The sequence below is a fragment of the Massilia timonae genome (genome assembly GCF_001866515.1).
Taxonomy (GTDB): domain Bacteria; phylum Pseudomonadota; class Gammaproteobacteria; order Burkholderiales; family Burkholderiaceae_D; genus Telluria; species Telluria timonae.
In genome coordinates this window covers 966,278-983,699 of record NZ_JRYB01000001.1, presented here as the reverse complement: position 1 = coordinate 983,699, position 17,422 = coordinate 966,278, and the positions used below count along the sequence as shown (strand labels likewise).

Here is a 17,422-nt window from a genome sequence, read left to right as displayed (position 1 = left end):
TAGATAACTGAAAATGATAGCCGATACCTCAGCTCAAGACACGCCACTTTCGAACTCTCGATTGCGTCGGAGTCGCGCGCCAGTCTTTGGTGTGCTTGCTCTGGCACTGGCAGCCGGCATCCTATTCCAGTTCAATAATTCGACGAATGCCGGGGCAAGCTATAGCCGCTCGCGCGTTACTATCGCAACCGCTGAAATCGGCGATCTGACACGGGATGTGTCGGCTGAAGGCAAGGTTATCGCCGCTTCGGCTCCGACTTTATATGCAGGGTCAGGCGGTACGATCACTTTCAATGTTCAGCCCGGCAACCCTGTGAAAGTGGGCCAGATTTTGGCAAGTATCGCCAGCCCTGAATTGCTGGCCAATCTCGCACAAGCCCGGAGTGCCGCCGATGCCGACAAAAGCGCCTGGCTGCTTGCCGAAGCTGATACGCGCCAAGCGTACGCAAGCGCCGAGGCGGCGGTGCAGATGGCCGAGCTGGAGCTCGCCGCTGCAAACAATGAGCTTTCCCGCCAGACTCGTGCGTTCGAGGTGGGAGCCACTGCTGGCCTGACAGTCGAGCAAGCGCGTGATGCGCTAGCCCGCGCCAAGATCGCGCATGAGCAAGCAAAGAAGGCATCGACGCTGAAAAACGATGCGACCCGCTTTGAGCTTGCTGTCCGCCGCCACGCCTATGAGCGTGCCGTATTACAGGTCGCTGATTTGCAGCGGCAACAGGAGGAGTTGTCGATTCGTTCTCCCGTTGATGGGCAGGTGGGCCAGATTTTTGTGAGCGACCGTTCCACCGTTGCCAAGGACGCAAAACTCTTGGCGGTGGTGGATCTCAGCAAGCTCGAAGTGCAGGTCCAGGTCGCGGAAAGTCAGGCCCGTGAACTGACTGCTGGCATGGCTGGTGAGATTAGCGGTAGCGGGGGCCAGTGGCGGGGGCGGGTCAGCAGTGTTTCACCTGAGGTGGTGAACGGAGAAGTTTCCGCAAGACTGAGTTTCGACGAGATGCCTCCACAAGCGCTGCGCCAGAATCAGCGGCTTTCAGTACGTGTATTGCTGGATAAGCGCAGCGAGGTATTGCGTGTCGCACGCGGGTCCTTTGTCGAGGAGAACGGAGGTCGCTGGGCTTACGTAGTGTCCGGCGAAATGGCTGTCAGACGGCCGATCCGTCTGGGTGTTTTAGGTATTTCCCAGGTGGAAATTCTGGATGGGATCAAGACGGGCGAAGAAATGATAATTTCCGGTAGTGAAATATTCAAAAACGCCGAACGTGTTCAATTAATCAAGTAGGGGCGTTCCATGCTTATGATGCAGCATATTGCCAAGGTCTACCGCACCGACACCGTTGAAACAAAAGCATTACGTGATTTCAACCTTGTTGTCAGCCAGGGCGAATTCGTCGCAGTTACCGGTCCGTCCGGTTCGGGGAAAAGTACATTCCTCGGTATCGCCGGATTGGTGGATACGCCTAGCGGCGGCACTTACTTGCTCGATGGAACCGATGTGAGCAATATGAACGACACCGCGCGGAGTCGTCTTCGCAACCGCAAGATCGGGTTTATCTTCCAGTCCTTCAATTTGATCCCTGATCTTAACCTGATCAATAATATTGAAGTCCCTTTGGCCTATCGAGGCGTCAGCGCCTCCGAGCGGCGTGAACTCGCTCATGCGGCTCTGAAACGGGTAGGGCTTGGCTCGCGTGCAAAGCATTACCCTGGTCAACTATCGGGTGGACAACAACAGCGGGTGGCGATTGCGCGTGCTCTGGCCGGCTCCCCACCGCTCCTGTTGGCCGATGAACCTACTGGTAATCTCGACAGCGAAATGGCTCGTGGAGTCACGGAGCTATTGGAAGAACTTCATGTGGGGGGCGCCACTATCGTGATGGTTACCCACGATCTGCCCTTGGCCGAACGCGCCCAACGAATCATACGGGTTAAGGATGGCCAAGCGACTGAGCCGCTGCGCGATTCCCAGTTCCTCGCGTCGAATTGAGGCAGTACGTGAGGCGCTTAATCTGGATCGCATTACTTGGTATATTTTCTCAAGCGGCAGCGGCGACAACCGATGATCTGCTTACACTCTACATTCAGGCTCGCGCCAATTCCCCGATACTGCAAAAGTCCCTGGCGCAGACACAGTTGGCCCGCGCTGATGCCGATGCCGCCCGTGCTCCATTGCTCCCGCAATGGAAACTGATTTCCGAGCGACAGCGTTCGGAAGGAGCATACTTCAATACTGTGACCAGTGAGATCTCACAGTCAGTGATCGATTTAGCTGCCCGTTCCGAATGGAATGCTGCCCGCGCGGACGCCAGTGCACAAGAAGCTAATTTTCAAGCCGACAAGCAATCCTTGCTGGCCGAGGTTGCCGTGCGTTATTTCGCAATGCTTACGGCGGAAAGTCAGCTCGCCACCTATATCGCCAACGAAGCTGCATATGCCGAATTGGTACGACAGAACGAGGTACGCGTTGCGGAAGGACTTTCGGCGGCAGCAGACGTGGATCAAGCGCGTGCCTTTCTTGGTCTTGCACAGGGTACGACCCAGCAGGCCAAGGAGGTATTGGCCGATGCTCGCCAAGCACTCCAGCAACTCATTGGACGTGCCCCGGAACAACTTAAACCCCTGAAAAAAAATTGGCGGCCTGTCGTGCTTCGTTCTGGGCCGGAACCCGAAGCACTGGCGGACCACCCGCGACTGCAAGCTGGCGCGGCAAGTATTGCAGCAGCAAAAGAGCGTATCAGTGCGGCACGTGCCGGTCATCTTCCGACAGTGGCTCTCGTTGTCACATCGGAACGTGCTCCGTACACCTATCAGCCTCAAACCTCCTCGACGCATTCGACCGTGGGCATCCAATTGTCAATTCCGCTGATGACAGGGGGGGCTGCCTTGGCGCAGAAGAGGCAAGCCGTGGCAGAGCGAGACGCCGAAATCGCACAGGTCGAAATCACTCGACGGGAGATTACGAGAGATGTCAAAGCGCAATGGGAAGCCTTGCAGGGAAGCATTGCACAAATACGCGTGACCGAAGTAGGAGCTGCAGCAGCCGAGCGCGCGCTGAGTGCCATACGTTCGGGCCAGCAAATCGGCACACGGAGTCTCACCGACGTACTGACTGCCATCCAGACAAATGGCCAGGCACAACTTCAACTCGCCCAAGCTCGTCATCGCCATGTCGTTGCACTGCTGCTGCTCAAGCAATCCGAAGGGCACCTGACGATTGATGACCTCGCAGCAGTCAACGCCCTACTGGAATGAGGCGGGGCGCTTCCGCCAGATCAGCGGCGACAGGCGGGATCGACACGGATGGCAAGCCCTGCCGCAAGCCCGCAAGTCTGTTCCGGCCGGCTATGCCTGCGGGATTGTGTTTTGCACCTGAAGCTGTAACTTACATAGCGCGCTGAATATCCGCCGTGATCTCGTAAGCGCGCAGGCGCGCCGCGTGATCGTAGATCTGTGAGGTGATCATCAGCTCGTCCGGCTTGGTCTTCTCGATGAAGGCGCGCAGCTGGTGAGCCACCGTCACGCGCGAGCCGATTGCCGAGCACGACAGCACGCTGTCGAGCATCATGCGTTCGGGCAGGTCGAGCGCTTCCAGGTAGCCGCTCACCGGCGGCTTGAGCTTGGTCGGGCGGCCGGTGCGCAAGTTGACGAAGGCCTGCTGCATCGAGGTCGCCAGGAAGTGCGCTTCTTCGTCGGTGTCGGCGGCGAACACGTTAAAGCCCAGCATGATGTACGGCTTGTCGAGCTGTTCCGACGGGCGGAAGTTGCTGCGGTACATGTCGATTGCCTGCATCATCATCTGCGGCGCGAAGTGCGAGGCAAACGCATACGGCAGGCCGAGGTGCGCCGCCAATTGCGCGCCGAACAGGCTGGAACCGAGGATCCACACCGGCACGTCCAGGCCGGCGCCGGGCACGGCCTGCACCGGACGGCGGGTCGAGCCGGCGAAATAATCCATCAACTCCACGACGTCTTGCGGGAATTCGTCGGCATCCGACGCCAGGTTGCGGCGCAGGGCGCGCGCCGTGGTGTGGTCCGAGCCTGGCGCGCGGCCGAGGCCGAGGTCGATCCGGCCCGGATGCAGCGCCTCGAGCGTGCCGAACTGTTCGGCGATCACCAGCGGCGAATGGTTGGGCAGCATGATGCCGCCGGCGCCCACGCGGATGCGCGAGGTGCCGGACGCCACGTGGCCGATCAGCACCGCGGTGGCGGCGCTGGCAATGCCCGGCATGCCGTGGTGTTCGGCCAGCCAGAAGCGGTTGTAACCCCAGCGCTCGCCATGTTGGGCAAGGTCGAGCGAGCGTTGGAACGAGGTGGCCGCATCGCTGCCTTCAGCGATCGGCGAGAGGTCGAGTATCGAGAAAGGAATCATGGATCCATGATACGCCGATGCGAAAAAGCGCGTGCGCGGCCACCCAAAAATGCCGGGGTCGCCACTTGGGTTAGTATTTCTTCATGATGCCAAAACAATTTTTTCGCATGCGTGTTGCGATCTTTCCTGCCGTCATGTTGCTCGCCGGCTGTGTCCACCTGCCGACTTCCATGAGCGCCGAACCCCCATTCAATCCGGAACGCGTGACCGCGATCGATCACGCCATCGATGCCGCGATCGCCGCCCGCAAGCTGCCGGGCGCGGTGTACCACCTCGAACGCGGCGCCGCTATCTACGAGCGCGGCTACGGACGGCTCAGCTATGAAGAGGACGCCGCCGCCGTGACGCCCGCGACCGTCTTCGATGCCGCCTCGCTGAGCAAGGTGCTGGTGACGGCGCCATCGGTGCTGATGCTGGCCGAGGAGGGCAAGATCGATCTCGAGGCGCCGCTCACAAATTATTTTCCGGAATGTACCGGCGGCGGCAAGGAAGCGATCACGGTCCGCCACCTGTTGACGCATGTGTCGGGCCTGGCCTCGGGCTTGCCGGCGAAACCGGCGTGGCAGGGCAAGACGGCGGCGCTGTCCCTGGCCTGCGCGCAGTCGGTGACCCATCCGCCGGGCAGTTTCTTCCGCTACTCGGACATCAACTACATCCTGCTCGGCCTGCTGGTCGAGCGCACGGCGGGCGTGTCGCTCGACCGCTTCGCCCAGGAACGCATCTTCGCCCCGCTGGGCATGCTTGACACCGGCTATCGCCCACTGGAGCGCATGCCGGCGGCGCGCATCGCGCCGACCCAGCGCGGCGCCAGCGAGGCGGCGCAGCTGCCCACGGCGCACGGCGACCTGGCGCCGGGCGCGCCGCTGCAGGGCGTGGTGCACGATCCGACCGTGCGGCGCATGGGCGGCGTGGGCGGCTCGGCCGGCGTGTTCTCGACCGTCGGCGACGTCGCCCGCTTCGGTCGCATGCTGTTGGGCAATGGAGCACTCGATGGCGTGCGCATATTGCAGCCGGAAAGCGTTCGCCTGCTGACGACGGTGCAGTCGCCGTCTGGCATCGCAGCGCTGCGGGGGATGGGCATGGACATCGACTCGCCCTATGCCAAGCGTCCGCGCGGCAATGTCTATCCAATCGGCAGCTATGGCCATACGGGATTCACCGGCTGCATCCTGTGGGTCGATCCACAGTCACAAAGTTTGTATGTCTTCCTGTCGAACCGGGTCTATCCGGACGACCGCAGCGTGGTGCTGCCGCTGTACACGCAGCTCGGCACGCTCTCTGCCCAGGCTGCACTGGAAGCTCTGCAGTAGGAGAAAGATGGGTGCAAGATAGTGGAAATTAAAAGACGATGATGTATTTCCGAGCGGCTACCGTGCGCTCCCATCCGTAGCATGTCCCTACACTGGAACTCCTCACTCGACGCAGCACGCCACCAGACCGGCATGTGCGCCGGGTACCGCCCCTGACTCATTAGTTACATTGAGGAGAACACCATGAAAATGAATACGTTACTCAAAGGAATGCTCGGTGCTTCGGTTGCCGCCGCCATGTTCGGCGCCACTGCGGTCAACGCCCAGACCAGCACCACCGGCTCGACCAGCACCGGCCAGTCGGGCCAGATCGGCAGCAGCACCAGCAGCCAGACCGGCAGCATGCGCGACCAGACCAGCGGCAGTTCGTCGACCGGCGCGACCGGCAGCATGCAGAGCACCGATCCGCAACACCAGCGTGACCGCGACCGCCGCAGCAAAACCGGCACCAGCAGCGGCACCTCGGGCACGAGCGGCACCACGGGCACCACCGGCACGACCGGCGCCACGGGTACGACCGGCACCTCGGGAACGACCGGCACCACGGGTACGACCGGCACCACCGGCACGACCAGCGGTTCGAGCGGTTCGCTGGGCACGGGCACCAGCGGTTCCACCGGCACCATGGATGACACCGGCCGCACCGGCACCTCGACCGGCACCACGGGTACGACTGGCGCCACCGGCACCACTGGTACGACCGGCACCACCGGTACGACGGGCACCACCGGCACCACCGGCCGCGGCTACTGATCCAGCCGATAGCGCTTCAGCAGTAACGGCGGCGTCCCCGGCCGCCATCTTGAACACCGGCTCGCGCCGGTGTTCGCGTTTCTGGCTCGCGTTTCCTTTCGTTCAGCGCATGCCGCGCCGCGCGCCGCCGCGTCTGTCCTGCGACGGCAGGGCGTCGCCGGGCGCCAGCGCGATCTTCGCCAGCGGCGTCGGCGCCGGGCCGTGCAGCACATTGCCCTCGATATCGAAACGCGAGGCGTGACAGGGGCAGTCCCAAGACTGCTCGGCGCCATTCCAGTGCACCGCGCAACCGAGATGGGTGCACCTGGCCGACAACGCATGCAGGCCGCCTTCGCGATCGCGATAGACCGCCACCCGGCGCAAGCCGTCGCGCAGCACCGCGCCCTCACCGGGCGGAATCATCTGCACCGAATCGACTTCTCCGCCGCGCAGCCAGTCGCCGTAGCGCGCCGCCACATTCGCCTGGGCGCTGGCGAATTCGCCAAGTCCATGCACGGGCTTGCGCGCCGGGTCATACAATGCGCTCCAGGGATTCGGCCGTTCCATGATCAGGTCGGTCACCAGCATGGCGCCGATGGTGCAGTGGGTCATGCCGTTGCCGGAGTCGCCCGTGATCAGGTAGACGTTGTCGTCGTCCATCGGGTTGCGGCCCAGGAAGGCCAGGCCGTCGCTCGGTTCCATCACCTCGCCCGACCAGCGCCAGGCCAGTTCGCGCGCCATCGGGAAGCGTGCGCGCGCCCAGCGCTCGAGCTCGTCGTAACGGTGGCCGGGATGCGCGTCCTGGCCCGTCTTGTGATCGGCCCCGCCCACGACCAGCACCTCGTCGTCGTCCATGCCGGACGCCAGCCGCACATAGTGATAGGGCTCGTCCAGGTCCCACAGCAGCAGGTGCGGCAATGCGCCATGCGGCACGCGCAGGCCGATCACATAGGTGCGGTAGCCGGCCTGCTTGGTGTGCATCACGACGCGGTCGTTGAACGGCGTGTGCGTGGCCACCACCACGTCCCGGGCCCGGATCTCGCCATGGTCGAGGGACACGAGCTGGCGCCGGTGGTCGCCGCGGATGCGGCGGGCGTGGCTGGCGCCATGGATGCGGCCGCCGCGCCGGATGAAGGCGCGCGCCAGGCCGTCGAGGTATCTGAGCGGATGGAACTGCGCCTGGCCCGGATAGCGCACGGCGGGGCCGGTCTCGAACCCCAGGCCCGGCACGCCGGCGACCATCTCGGCCTGCACGCCGGCGCGCACGGCGGCGTCGCATTCACGCTCGAGCTGCGGCCCGTCGCGCGGGTCGCGCGCCATCAGGTAGCCGTCCAGGTGTTCGAGTTCGCAGGCAATGCCTTCCTTGCGCACGATGGATTCGACCATCTGCAGGGCATGGGCATAGCTGCCGGCCACCAGGCGCGCCTGGGCGCGGCCGAAGCGGCGTTCGATGCCGTGGTACCACTCGTCGGGCGGGAAGAAATGGGCGGTGGTGCGGCCGCTCTCGCCGGCGCCGACGCCGAGCGCGTCGACGACCACCACGTCCTTGTCTTCGCACGCCAGCAGATAGGCGGCGGTGAGGCCGGCGATGCCGGCGCCGATCACGCACACCTGGGCTTCCTGCGCGCCGACGAGCGGGGGGAAGACGGGCACCGTGGCGGTGTCCATCCAGAGCGAAGTCGAACTGCCGTTGGTCGCGCCGCGCATGATCCAATCCACCGATTTCCGCCAATTGTGAAAGCCAGTCTAGCGCGCCGACACGAAGCAGGTAGCACGATGTGGCGTCGTTGCCGCATCGCAGGGGATTTCTGGTGGAGAGCGTGCGCATCGCGACTTTTATGGCTTAGTATCCACTCTTATTGCATACCGGAATTAAAATGAAGCCGCTCGCCGCGCCGTCGGAATCCCTGCTGCCAAGCGCCATGAAACTCTCCGAGCTGATCGGGGCGCTGAGCTACGCGCTCGACATCACCGAGGGCCAGCCGGCGGGACATTGCGTGCGTTGTTGCTGGATTGGCATGCACGTCGGCCGCGCCGCCGGCCTCTCCGAGCAGCAGTTGTGGGAGCTGTATTACGCGCTGCTGCTGAAGGATCTCGGCTGCAGCAGCAACGCGGCCCGCATCTGCGAGCTCTATCTCACCGACGACCTGGACTTCAAGCGCGATTTCAAGACCGTGGGCGACAGCCTGCCGCAGGTGCTCGGCTTCGTGCTCAAGCACACCGGCCTGAAGGCCGGGCTGGCGGAACGCTTTCGCAGCGTGATGACGATCCTGCGCGACGGTCCCGAGATCGCACAGGGCCTGATCGCCACGCGCTGCCAGCGCGGCGCGGATATCGCGCGCCTGCTGCGTTTTCCCGAAGGCGTGGCGCAAGGCATCTATTCGCTCGACGAACATTTCAATGGCAAGGGCAAGCCGGCCCAGCTCGTTGGCGAAGCCATCCCGGTCATTGCGCGCATCGCCCTGCTGGCCCAGGTGATCGACGTGTTCCACACCGCCGGCGGGCGCGCGGCGGCGCTGCGCGAAGCCGGCGCGCGGGCCGGCGCCTGGTTCGATCCGCGCCTGGTGGCGGCGTTCGAAACCTGTGCGCAAGACGATGCGTTCTGGCAGATCCTGGCCAGCCCCGAGATCGACCGCGCCATCCTGGCGCTGGAGCCTGCCGGTCACGAGGTCGCGCTCGACGAGGATTACCTGGACGATATCGCCGCCGCCTTCGGCCAGGTGGTCGATGCCAAGAGTCCCTATACTAGTGGCCACAGCACGAGGGTTGCGCTGTACACCGACATGATCGGCGAGGCGCTTGGCCTGTCGCCGCAGCGTCGCCGCTGGCTCAAGCGTGGTGCGCTGCTGCACGACGTCGGCAAGCTCGGCGTCAGCAACAGCGTGCTCGACAAGGCGGGCTCGCTCGACCGAACCGAGTGGGACGCGGTGCGCCAGCATGCCGAATTCACCGAGACCATCCTCGGCCGCATCGCGGCGTTCTCCGAGCTGGCCGCGATCGCCGGCGCCCATCACGAGCGGCTCGACGGCGGCGGCTATCCGCGCGGCCTGGCGGCCGAAGAAATTCGCCTGGAAACCCGCATCATCACCACCGCGGATATTTTCGACGCCATCACCGCCGAGCGTCCATACCGCGGCGCCATCCCGATTCCCCAGGCGCTCGAGATGATGGAAAAGACGGTCGGGACCGCGCTCGACCCGGCCTGCTTCGCCGCGCTCAAGCGCGCCATGGCCAAGGCGCCGTTTTCCGCAGCCTGATCTTCATCCACGCCGTCTTTCCTTCCTGATTGCCCTCGCGCCTGTCCAGGCAGGCAGGGCCGTGCGCGTCTCCAGCCTGCCGCATGTCGATGTCATCCCGATGAAAAATTGCAGATTGGATAGCAAGATTTGACAAAACCGGGGTCGCGGATGCCGCCAGAATGCGTTTCATACATAAACACCAAGAGACGCCCGAACGTCCTGGAAGTCGCGACCGCAAGGGTGTGTAGAACAACCAACCTGGTTTTGGAGAGGCACATGAACGAGTTGAAGGCACGGCAGTACCAGCGCACCGCGATCGCGGCGGCGGTGGCAGGGGTGGCGATGTCGATGGGACAGGCCTGGGCACAGGAGGCGCCCATCGCAGGGCCGCAGACCGTGGTGGTCACCGGCGTGCGCGCCGCCCTCGAGCAGTCGCTGCGCCAGAAGCGCAACGCCGACGCCGTGGTCGAGGTCGTGACCGCCGAGGACATCGGCAAGATGCCCGATAAAAACGTGGCCGACGCGATCCAGCGCCTGCCGGGCGTGAACACGCAATCGTCGGCCGGCGGCGAAGGCGGCTTCGGCGAGAACGACCGCGTCAGCCTGCGCGGCACCAGCCCCAGCCTGCAGCAGACGCTGTTCAACGGCCATGCGATCAGCACCGGCGACTGGTTCGTGCTGAACCAGATCGGCGGCAACGTCGGCCGCTCCAGCAGCTTCTCGCTGCTGCCGTCCGAGCTGGTCGGCTCGATCGTGGTCCAGAAAAGCCCCACCGCCGACCTGGTCGAAGGCGGCGTCTCGGGCGCCATCAACGTCATCACGCGCCGTCCGCTCGACTTCAAGCAGCAGCTGACGGTCGAGGGTTCGGTGCAGGCCAACTACAACGACCTCTCCGGCAAGACCGAGCCGCACCTGTCGGGCCTGGTGAGCTGGAAGAACGCCGCCAATACCGCCGGCATCCTGGTCCAGGGATTCTCGGAAAAGGCCAGCGTGCGCCGCGACGGCCAGGAAATCCTGGGCTACACCCCGATCAGCGCGACCAGCGCGGCGGCCATCGCCAACCCGGCGCTGGCCGGCGTGATCGTGCCGACCTTTATCGGCGCCGCCCTGTTCGAGCAGACCAAGAAACGCGAAGGCGGCGCCTTCGACATCGAGGTGCGGCCGAACCGCGATCTCACGCTGGACCTGAACGGCTTCTATTCGAAGCTGGAAGCGCCGCACCAGAACACCAACTCGCTGGCCGCTCCGGCCAACTCGATCAACAGCCTGGGCCTGATTCCGATCAATCCGGTGGTGCGCAACAACACCCTGGTGGGCGCCGGATTCACCCGCAATGCGGGCGAGGTCGACAATATCTACCGCCCGGATGCGGGCGGCGAATCGTGGTACCTCGACTTCAACGGCAAGTGGCGCGTCAGCGAGCGCTTCAGCCTGTCGGGCAAGGTCGGCAAGACCCATGGCGTGGGCTGGGACCGCGACGACGTCTATTACCAGAACAACGTCGACGGCGGCATGGTGTACGCCTTGAACGGGCTGTCGCCGGCCTCGGTCAGCTACCCCGGCGGCAACACCGCCGTGCCCGGCTCGACCGCCTGGGCCGGCGGCGGCGAATCGCAGTCGGTGGACAAGGAAGAATACGCCCAGCTCGACGGCGAGCTGCGCCTCGACAACCCGACCTTCCAGTCGCTGCGCTTTGGTGCGCGCTGGACCGACCACGAGCGCACCGCCGAGCATCCGCTGGAAACCCGTCCGGGCCCGGTCGGCTTCACCAATCCGCAGCCGGCCTGGAGCGGGCAGATGTATCCGGGCGACTTCGGCAGCGACATCGGCGGCTACAGCGGCATCCCTTACTTCAAGTACGACGGCGCGGCGCTCGGCGCCTGGGGCGCGATCCCCGGCAACCGCCTGCTCGACTATGTGCTGCGCCATAACTGGATGAACGAGTTCGAGGTGGCCGAGAAGACGGCGGCGGTCTACGGCATGGTCGACTTCGGCGGCGACCGCTGGAGCGGCAATATCGGCCTGCGCGCCATCGAGACGCGCCAGACCACGGTCGTCAACCTGCCGGGCGGCCCGACGCCGATCACGGGTTCGGCCTTCGGTCCCTATACCCCGACCACGTTCAAGCGCACCTACCGCGACTACCTGCCGAGCGCCAACCTGAAGTACGACCTGACGCCCGACCTGACGATTCGCACCGCGCTGGCCAAGACCATCGCGCGGCCCGACTACAGCGCGCTGGGCGGCTCGGTCTCGCTCAACGACGACGCGCTGAGCGGCAGCGGCGGCAACGTGAACCTCGATCCGGTGCGCTCGACCAACTTCGACATCGGCGCCGAGTGGTACTACGCGCCGAAGGCGCTGCTGTCGGCCGGCCTGTTCTACATGGACCTGCGCTCGATCGTGGCCCAGGGCACGTCGACCGGGAGCTATTACAACAACAAGCGCGAGACCTTCACCGAATACCAGATCACGTCGCCCTACAACACCAGCGGACGTAACCGCGGCGTGGAGCTGAGCTGGCAGCAGCCGTTCCTGGACAACTTCGGCATGCTGGTCAACTACACCTATGCCGACGGTGAGCTGGACGATGGCGGCGAACTGCTCAACTCCTCGAAAAACACCTACAACGTGACCGGCTACTTCGAGAACGAGCGCTTCTCGGCGCGCCTGGCCTACAACTGGCGTTCCAAGTACAAGGCCGGCGTGGACCGCGGCGCCAGCCAGCACGTGGACGACATGCCGTCGCTGGCGGCCTCGGTCAACGTCAAGCTGACGGACAAGCTCACGCTGACCTTCGATGCGCTGAACCTCACCAACGAGACCATCAAGATGTACGCCGAAAACGAGGACCGGCCGCGTGCCTTCTACTCGAACGGCCGCACCTTCTACCTCGGCCTGCGCGGCAAGCTGTGATCGACCGGGGAGGCGCCGCGCGCGCCTCCCCAACCTGGAATCAATCCCATGACGTACCGACCAGAGGGCGGCCCGGCGATCGCGATCGCCTGGGAATGCCTGAGCAACTTCACACGCGACGACGCGTTTACCGCGCAGCTCACGCTGCGCAACGATGGCCTTGATGCGATCGCGCCCGGCTGGACCCTGTGCTTCAACACCTGCCGCAAGATCCTGCCCGAGACCGTGAGCAGAGGCTTCCAGGCCGCGCACCTGAACGGCGATCTGTTCAGCCTGTGCATGCCGCTGGGCGGCGCCTGGCTGCCGGGGCAGGAGCATGTCATCGTTTACGAATCCCTGCACTGGGCGATCGGCATCACCGATGCGCCCTTGGGCTTCTATCTGCTGGATGCGGTGGGGAAGGCGTTCGACCTGGGCGATCCCGACATCGCGCCCTTCGTGCGACCGGAGCAGCGCCACCGCATGCGCGGCGACCTGCTGCCCACGGCCGATGCGGCCTGGCGATTCGAACAGAATGCGGTGCTGTCGCTGCTGGACGACGACGCCGTCGGCCGCATTACGCCGCGCCCGCGCATGGCGCGCTTCGATGGGCGCAGCTGTGCGCTCGGGCGATCGACGCCGATCGACGGCAGCGCGCAGCTCGATAATGAATCGGCCTTCCTGCGCTCGCTCCTGGCAACGCTGCCCGAGGGCGAGGGCGACGCCCGCATCGTGCTCGAGACCGATCCCGCGATGGAGTCCGAAGCCTACCAGCTGGAGATCGCACCCGAGCGCGTCGTGGTGCGTGGCGCAGGCGCGCACGGCGTCTTCAACGGCCTGCAGAGCCTGGCCCAGCTCCTGGCGCAGGACGGCGCGCTGCCATGCGGGACGGTCGTGGACACCCCGCGCTTCGCCTACCGCGGCATGATGCTCGACGTCGCCCGCCATTTCTCCAGCGTCGACACCGTGCTGCGCCTGCTCGACTGCATGGCGAGTTATAAACTCAATCGCTTCCACTTCCACCTGACCGACGACGAAGGCTGGCGCCTGGCGATCGCCGCGCTGCCCGAGCTGACCGAGGTCGGCGCCCGGCGCGGCGTTCCCGCGCCGGGCGAATCTCCCTGCCTGCCGCCATCGTTCGGCTCCGGCGCCGACACGCGTTCGCCCGGCGGCAGCGGCTTTTATAGGGCCGACGAATTCGTGACCATCCTGCGCCACGCGCGGCGCCTGCACATCGAGGTGATCCCCGAATTCAATATGCCGGGCCACGCGCGCGCGGCGGTCGAGGCGATGCGGGTGCGCCATGCGCGCCTGATGGCGGCGGGAGATATCGCCGGCGCCGAAGAATACCTGCTGAGCGATCCGATGGATGCCTCGGTCTATGAATCGGTGCAGCTGTGGACCGATAACGTGATGTGCATCGCGCTGCCCTCTGTCGACCGCTTCATCGACACCGTGGTCGCCGAGGTCGCGGCGCTGTACCGGCAAGCGGGCATGCCCTTGCGCGTGCTGCACACCGGTGGCGACGAGGTCCCGGTCGGCGCCTGGCTCGGCTCGCCCGCCTGCCAGGCGCGCATGCGCGCGCACGGCTGGCTGGAGGCGCGCCAGTTGCGCGACGACTTCCAGGCGCGCTGCCGCGCGATCCTGGCGCGTCACGGCATCGCCTTCAGCGGCTGGGAAGAAACCGCGCTGACCTCGAACGGCGCGGGGCAGGGCGAAGACGTCTACGTCTGGAACAACGGCTGGGGTTCCGGCCAGGAAGACTGCGCCAACCGCCTGGCCAATGCCGGCCATCAGGTGGTGCTGTCGAGCGCCGCCAGCCTGTACTTCGACTTCGCCTATGCCAAGCATCCGCAGGAACCGGGCTATTACTGGGCCGGCTTCGTCGACACCCGCGAACCCTTCGGCATGGTTCCCCTCGATGCGCCGCTGCTGCCTCAGCATGACGCAATGGGCCGTGCGCCGACACTTGCGCACATAGCGGCGCTGGCCCCGCTCGACGCCGGTGGACGCCAACGCGTCAAGGGCTTGCAGGGGCAGCTGTGGGGCGAGAACGCGCGTTCGCGCGAACGGGTCGAGTACCTGGCGCTGCCGCGCCTGATCGGCCTGGCCGAACGGGCCTGGAGCGCCGACCCCGGCTGGAAGCATCCCGACGAACTGGCCGCCGACTGGAACGAATTCGCCAACCGCCTCGGGCAGCGCGAGCTGCCGCGCCTGGACCGCCTGCCGCAGCCCTGGGGCTACCGCCTGCCGCCGCCCGGCGCGGTGGTCGAGGAGGGCTGGCTGCATGCGAATATCGCCCTGCCGGGCCTGGCCGTGCATTACACTCTGGATGGCAGCGAGCCCGGCGCGCACAGCCCACGCTACACGGCGCCGGCGCCGCTTGCCGGCAGCCGCAGCGTGAAGCTGGCCAGCGTCGACACCCGTGGACGCGCCAGCCGCATCGTCACCCTGAATCTGGAATTGCCATGACCGCGATGAACGATGCCCCCGCCGCCACGACCTTGAAGGAAAGACGCCGTCATCCGCTATCCTGGGTGCCGACCCTGTACCTGGCCCAGGGCCTGCCGTTCTACGCGGTGGCCCTGGTGGCAGGCCAGATGCTCAAGAGCATGGGCGTGCCGAACGACCAGATCGCGCGCTGGACCGGTTTATTGGGCCTGGCCTGGGCCTTCAAAGCGCTGTGGAGTCCGTTCATGGAACTGGCCCCCAGCCGGCGCCTGGCGGTGGTCGCTTGCCAGCTGATCGGCGGCGCCTGCCTGGCGCTGGTGGCCCTGGCGCTGCAGCTGCCGGCGTGGTTCGCGCTGTGCATCGCCTTGCTGGCGGTCGTCTCGCTGGCCTCCAGCACGCACGACATCGTCGCCGACGGCATCTATATCGCCAGCCTGGATGCGCGCGAGCAGGCCGCCTATGCCGGCTGGCAGGGCGCCTTCTTCAATGCGGCCAAGTTCATCTCGCTGGGCGGCCTGCTCATCCTGGCCGGGGCGCTGGAACAGCGCCTCGGCATCGAGGCCGCATGGACCACCGTGTTCCTGCTGCTGGGCGGCCTGATGGCGCTGCTCGGGCTGTACCACGTGCGCGCGCTGCCGGCCACACCCAGGGTGGCCAGGGCAGGGCTCGGCCTGGGCAGCATCGGCGCCACCCTGCTGGACGTGATCAAGACCTTCTTCGCCAAGCCGGGCATCTGGCTGGCGATCCTGTTCATCATCCTGTTCCGCGCCGGCGAAGGGCAGATCCAGTCGATCGGTCCGCTGTTCCTGCGCGATGCGCGCGAAGTCGGCGGCCTGGGGCTCACCACCGCCGAAGTGGGCTGGGCCTACGGCACGGTCGGCACCGCCGCCTTTTTGGTGGGCAGCATCGCCGGCGGCTACTTCACGGCCTGGCTGAGCCTTCAACGCGCGCTGCCGATCCTGATCCTGGCCATGAACCTGCCGAACGCCGCCTTCTGGTACCTGAGCCATGCCCAGCCCGAATCGATGCCGCTGATCGTCGGCCTGCTGGGGATCGAGATGTTCGGCTACGGTTTCGGCTTCGTCGGCGTGATCCTGTTCATCATGCAGGTGGTGGCCAGCGGCCGCTACCAGGCGGCCCACTACGCGCTCGGCACCGGCTTCATGCAGCTGGGTTTCGTGTTGTTCCGCACGATCAGCGGCGACATCCAGCAGGCGCTGGGCTACCGCGACTTCTTCCTGTGGGTGTTGCTGGCCAGCGTGCCGGTGCTGGTGCTGAGCCGCTTCATGCGGATCGCGCCCGGGGATAAGTCCGCCCCTAACGTTTCTTGACCGGCAGGGCCAGCCAGCCGCGCCAGAGCCCGTCGCCGTCGCGCTCGACCTTCTGGATGTGCGGGCGGGTGGCGTCCAGCCGCCACACCACCTGGCGTTCGAGCCAGTCTTCGTACATCGCCCGAAAGCGCGGCCAGTCGCCGTCGAAGTCGAGGCAGGCGTAGCTGCCGGCCGGCAGCACGCGCAGGCCGAGCGTCGGATCGTCGTCCGGCGCATCGGCGCCAAAGCCGAAGTCGTAGCAGTATTCGCGCTCGCCGGTAAAGCCGGGATCCTCGTCGAACACCCCATACCAGGACGCGCCGCGCGCCAGGCCAGAGCGTTCGCGCTCGCAGATGAAGGCATTGCAGGCCAGCGACAGGGCGGCGCCCGACTGGCCGAAGAAGCGCTGGTAGCGCAGGCTCACGGCGGGCAGGCTGCGCACCGTGACGCGGGCGGCGACGCTGCCCGGTTCGGGCGGGCAGTAGGGCGCCTGCAGGGCCGCCAGGTTGCTCGGCTCGGCCACGAAGAAACTGACGTCGCTCTCGCGCCCGACCTGGGCGTCCATATAGGCGCGCCAGCCGCCGTCGCGCCACTCCTTGGCCGACATCGCGAAGTGCTGGCGGAAGGCCTTGGAAAAGGCCGCGTTGGATGGGAAGCCGCAATCCTGGGCGATGCGCCCGACCGGCACGTCCGGCTCGTGGCGCAGCAGGTGGGCGGCGCGGCGCAGGCGGCGCTTGCGCTGGTATTCCACCGCCGAGAAACCGGTAAGTTCGCGGAAGATGCGGTCGAAGTGGTAGCTCGAATAGCTGGCCGAGGCGGCCAGGCTGCCCAGGGCCAGCGGGTCGCCGACCGAATCGAGCATCAGGTCCATTACCTCGTAGAGGCGCGAATCGCGCGCGGTCGCCCGCCCGGCGGGTGGCGAATCCACGCGCGTGCGTGGCATGGGAGATGCGGTGGGGAGGGCGGGAGCGGGCATCGCATGACGTCATTACAAGACTGAATCAATTATGCGGCCAAACCCCTTTGTATGGCGAACTGTGTGTACCCACGACAACACTCTGAGCTTGCGCAATGGTACATGCGTTTTCGTATAAAAAGTATAAGATCCGTCGTGACGCA

Annotated in this window: 12 protein-coding genes; 9 read left to right on the top strand and 3 right to left on the bottom strand. The window is 65.5% G+C overall.

Features of this window, described 5'->3' with window-relative positions; genetic code table 11:
- The first annotated feature begins 13 nt into the window (after window positions 1-13).
- The 3 genes from LO55_RS04365 to LO55_RS25665 are packed head-to-tail and all read left to right on the top strand — an operon-like array spanning window position 14 to window position 3,249.
- A complete protein-coding gene (locus tag LO55_RS04365; protein ID WP_071360580.1) occupies window positions 14-1,279 on the top strand; it encodes an efflux RND transporter periplasmic adaptor subunit in 1,266 nt (421 codons plus the stop codon).
- A 9-nt stretch (window positions 1,280-1,288) separates the two neighbouring features.
- Complete coding sequence (locus LO55_RS04360; RefSeq protein ID WP_071360579.1) at window positions 1,289-1,984, top strand: ABC transporter ATP-binding protein; 696 nt, start codon at window positions 1,289-1,291, stop codon at window positions 1,982-1,984.
- 8 nt (window positions 1,985-1,992) lie between these two features.
- Window positions 1,993-3,249 carry a TolC family protein gene (locus LO55_RS25665; protein ID WP_177185499.1) on the top strand — a complete coding sequence of 419 codons (1,257 nt, stop codon included), beginning with the start codon at window positions 1,993-1,995 and terminating at the stop codon, window positions 3,247-3,249.
- A 130-nt stretch (window positions 3,250-3,379) separates the two neighbouring features.
- Here the strand turns inward: LO55_RS25665 and LO55_RS04345 are convergent, their stop codons facing one another.
- Complete coding sequence (locus tag LO55_RS04345; RefSeq protein WP_071360576.1) at window positions 3,380-4,366, bottom strand: LLM class flavin-dependent oxidoreductase; 987 nt, start codon at window positions 4,364-4,366, stop codon at window positions 3,380-3,382.
- Between the two features lie 170 nt (window positions 4,367-4,536).
- Here LO55_RS04345 and LO55_RS04340 point away from each other — a divergent pair, with 170 nt between their 5' ends.
- Window positions 4,537-5,676 (top strand): serine hydrolase domain-containing protein, encoded by a 1,140-nt coding sequence (locus LO55_RS04340; protein WP_229410056.1) that lies wholly within the window; start codon window positions 4,537-4,539, stop codon window positions 5,674-5,676.
- A gap of 183 nt (window positions 5,677-5,859) precedes the next feature.
- Window positions 5,860-6,429 (top strand): hypothetical protein, encoded by a 570-nt coding sequence (locus LO55_RS04335; protein ID WP_071360574.1) that lies wholly within the window; start codon window positions 5,860-5,862, stop codon window positions 6,427-6,429.
- A gap of 102 nt (window positions 6,430-6,531) precedes the next feature.
- Here the strand turns inward: LO55_RS04335 and LO55_RS04330 are convergent, their stop codons facing one another.
- Window positions 6,532-8,115, bottom strand: a complete 1,584-nt coding sequence (locus tag LO55_RS04330) for an FAD-dependent oxidoreductase (protein WP_071360573.1) — start codon at window positions 8,113-8,115, stop codon at window positions 6,532-6,534.
- A gap of 170 nt (window positions 8,116-8,285) precedes the next feature.
- Between LO55_RS04330 and LO55_RS04325 the strand changes: the two genes are divergently transcribed.
- The 4 genes from LO55_RS04325 to LO55_RS04310 all read left to right on the top strand — a co-directional run bounded on the left by LO55_RS04325 (window position 8,286) and on the right by LO55_RS04310 (window position 16,324).
- Window positions 8,286-9,665 carry an HD-GYP domain-containing protein gene (locus LO55_RS04325; RefSeq protein WP_071360572.1) on the top strand — a complete coding sequence of 460 codons (1,380 nt, stop codon included), beginning with the start codon at window positions 8,286-8,288 and terminating at the stop codon, window positions 9,663-9,665.
- Between the two features lie 258 nt (window positions 9,666-9,923).
- Window positions 9,924-12,563, top strand: coding sequence for a TonB-dependent receptor (locus LO55_RS04320; protein ID WP_071360571.1), 2,640 nt, complete (start codon window positions 9,924-9,926; stop codon window positions 12,561-12,563).
- Window positions 12,564-12,611: 48 nt separating this feature from the next.
- Window positions 12,612-15,014: a family 20 glycosylhydrolase gene (locus tag LO55_RS04315; protein ID WP_071360570.1), complete on the top strand. Its 2,403-nt coding sequence runs from the start codon at window positions 12,612-12,614 to the stop codon at window positions 15,012-15,014.
- Window positions 15,011-16,324: an MFS transporter gene (locus LO55_RS04310; protein WP_071360569.1), complete on the top strand. Its 1,314-nt coding sequence runs from the start codon at window positions 15,011-15,013 to the stop codon at window positions 16,322-16,324. The genes LO55_RS04315 and LO55_RS04310 overlap by 4 nt, the downstream gene beginning before the upstream one ends.
- Here LO55_RS04310 and LO55_RS04305 read toward each other — a convergent pair.
- On the bottom strand, window positions 16,311-17,246 hold the full coding sequence (locus LO55_RS04305) for a helix-turn-helix domain-containing protein (RefSeq protein ID WP_071360568.1): 936 nt from the start codon (window positions 17,244-17,246) through the stop codon (window positions 16,311-16,313). The genes LO55_RS04310 and LO55_RS04305 overlap by 14 nt on opposite strands.
- Between the last annotated feature and the right edge of the window lie 176 nt (window positions 17,247-17,422).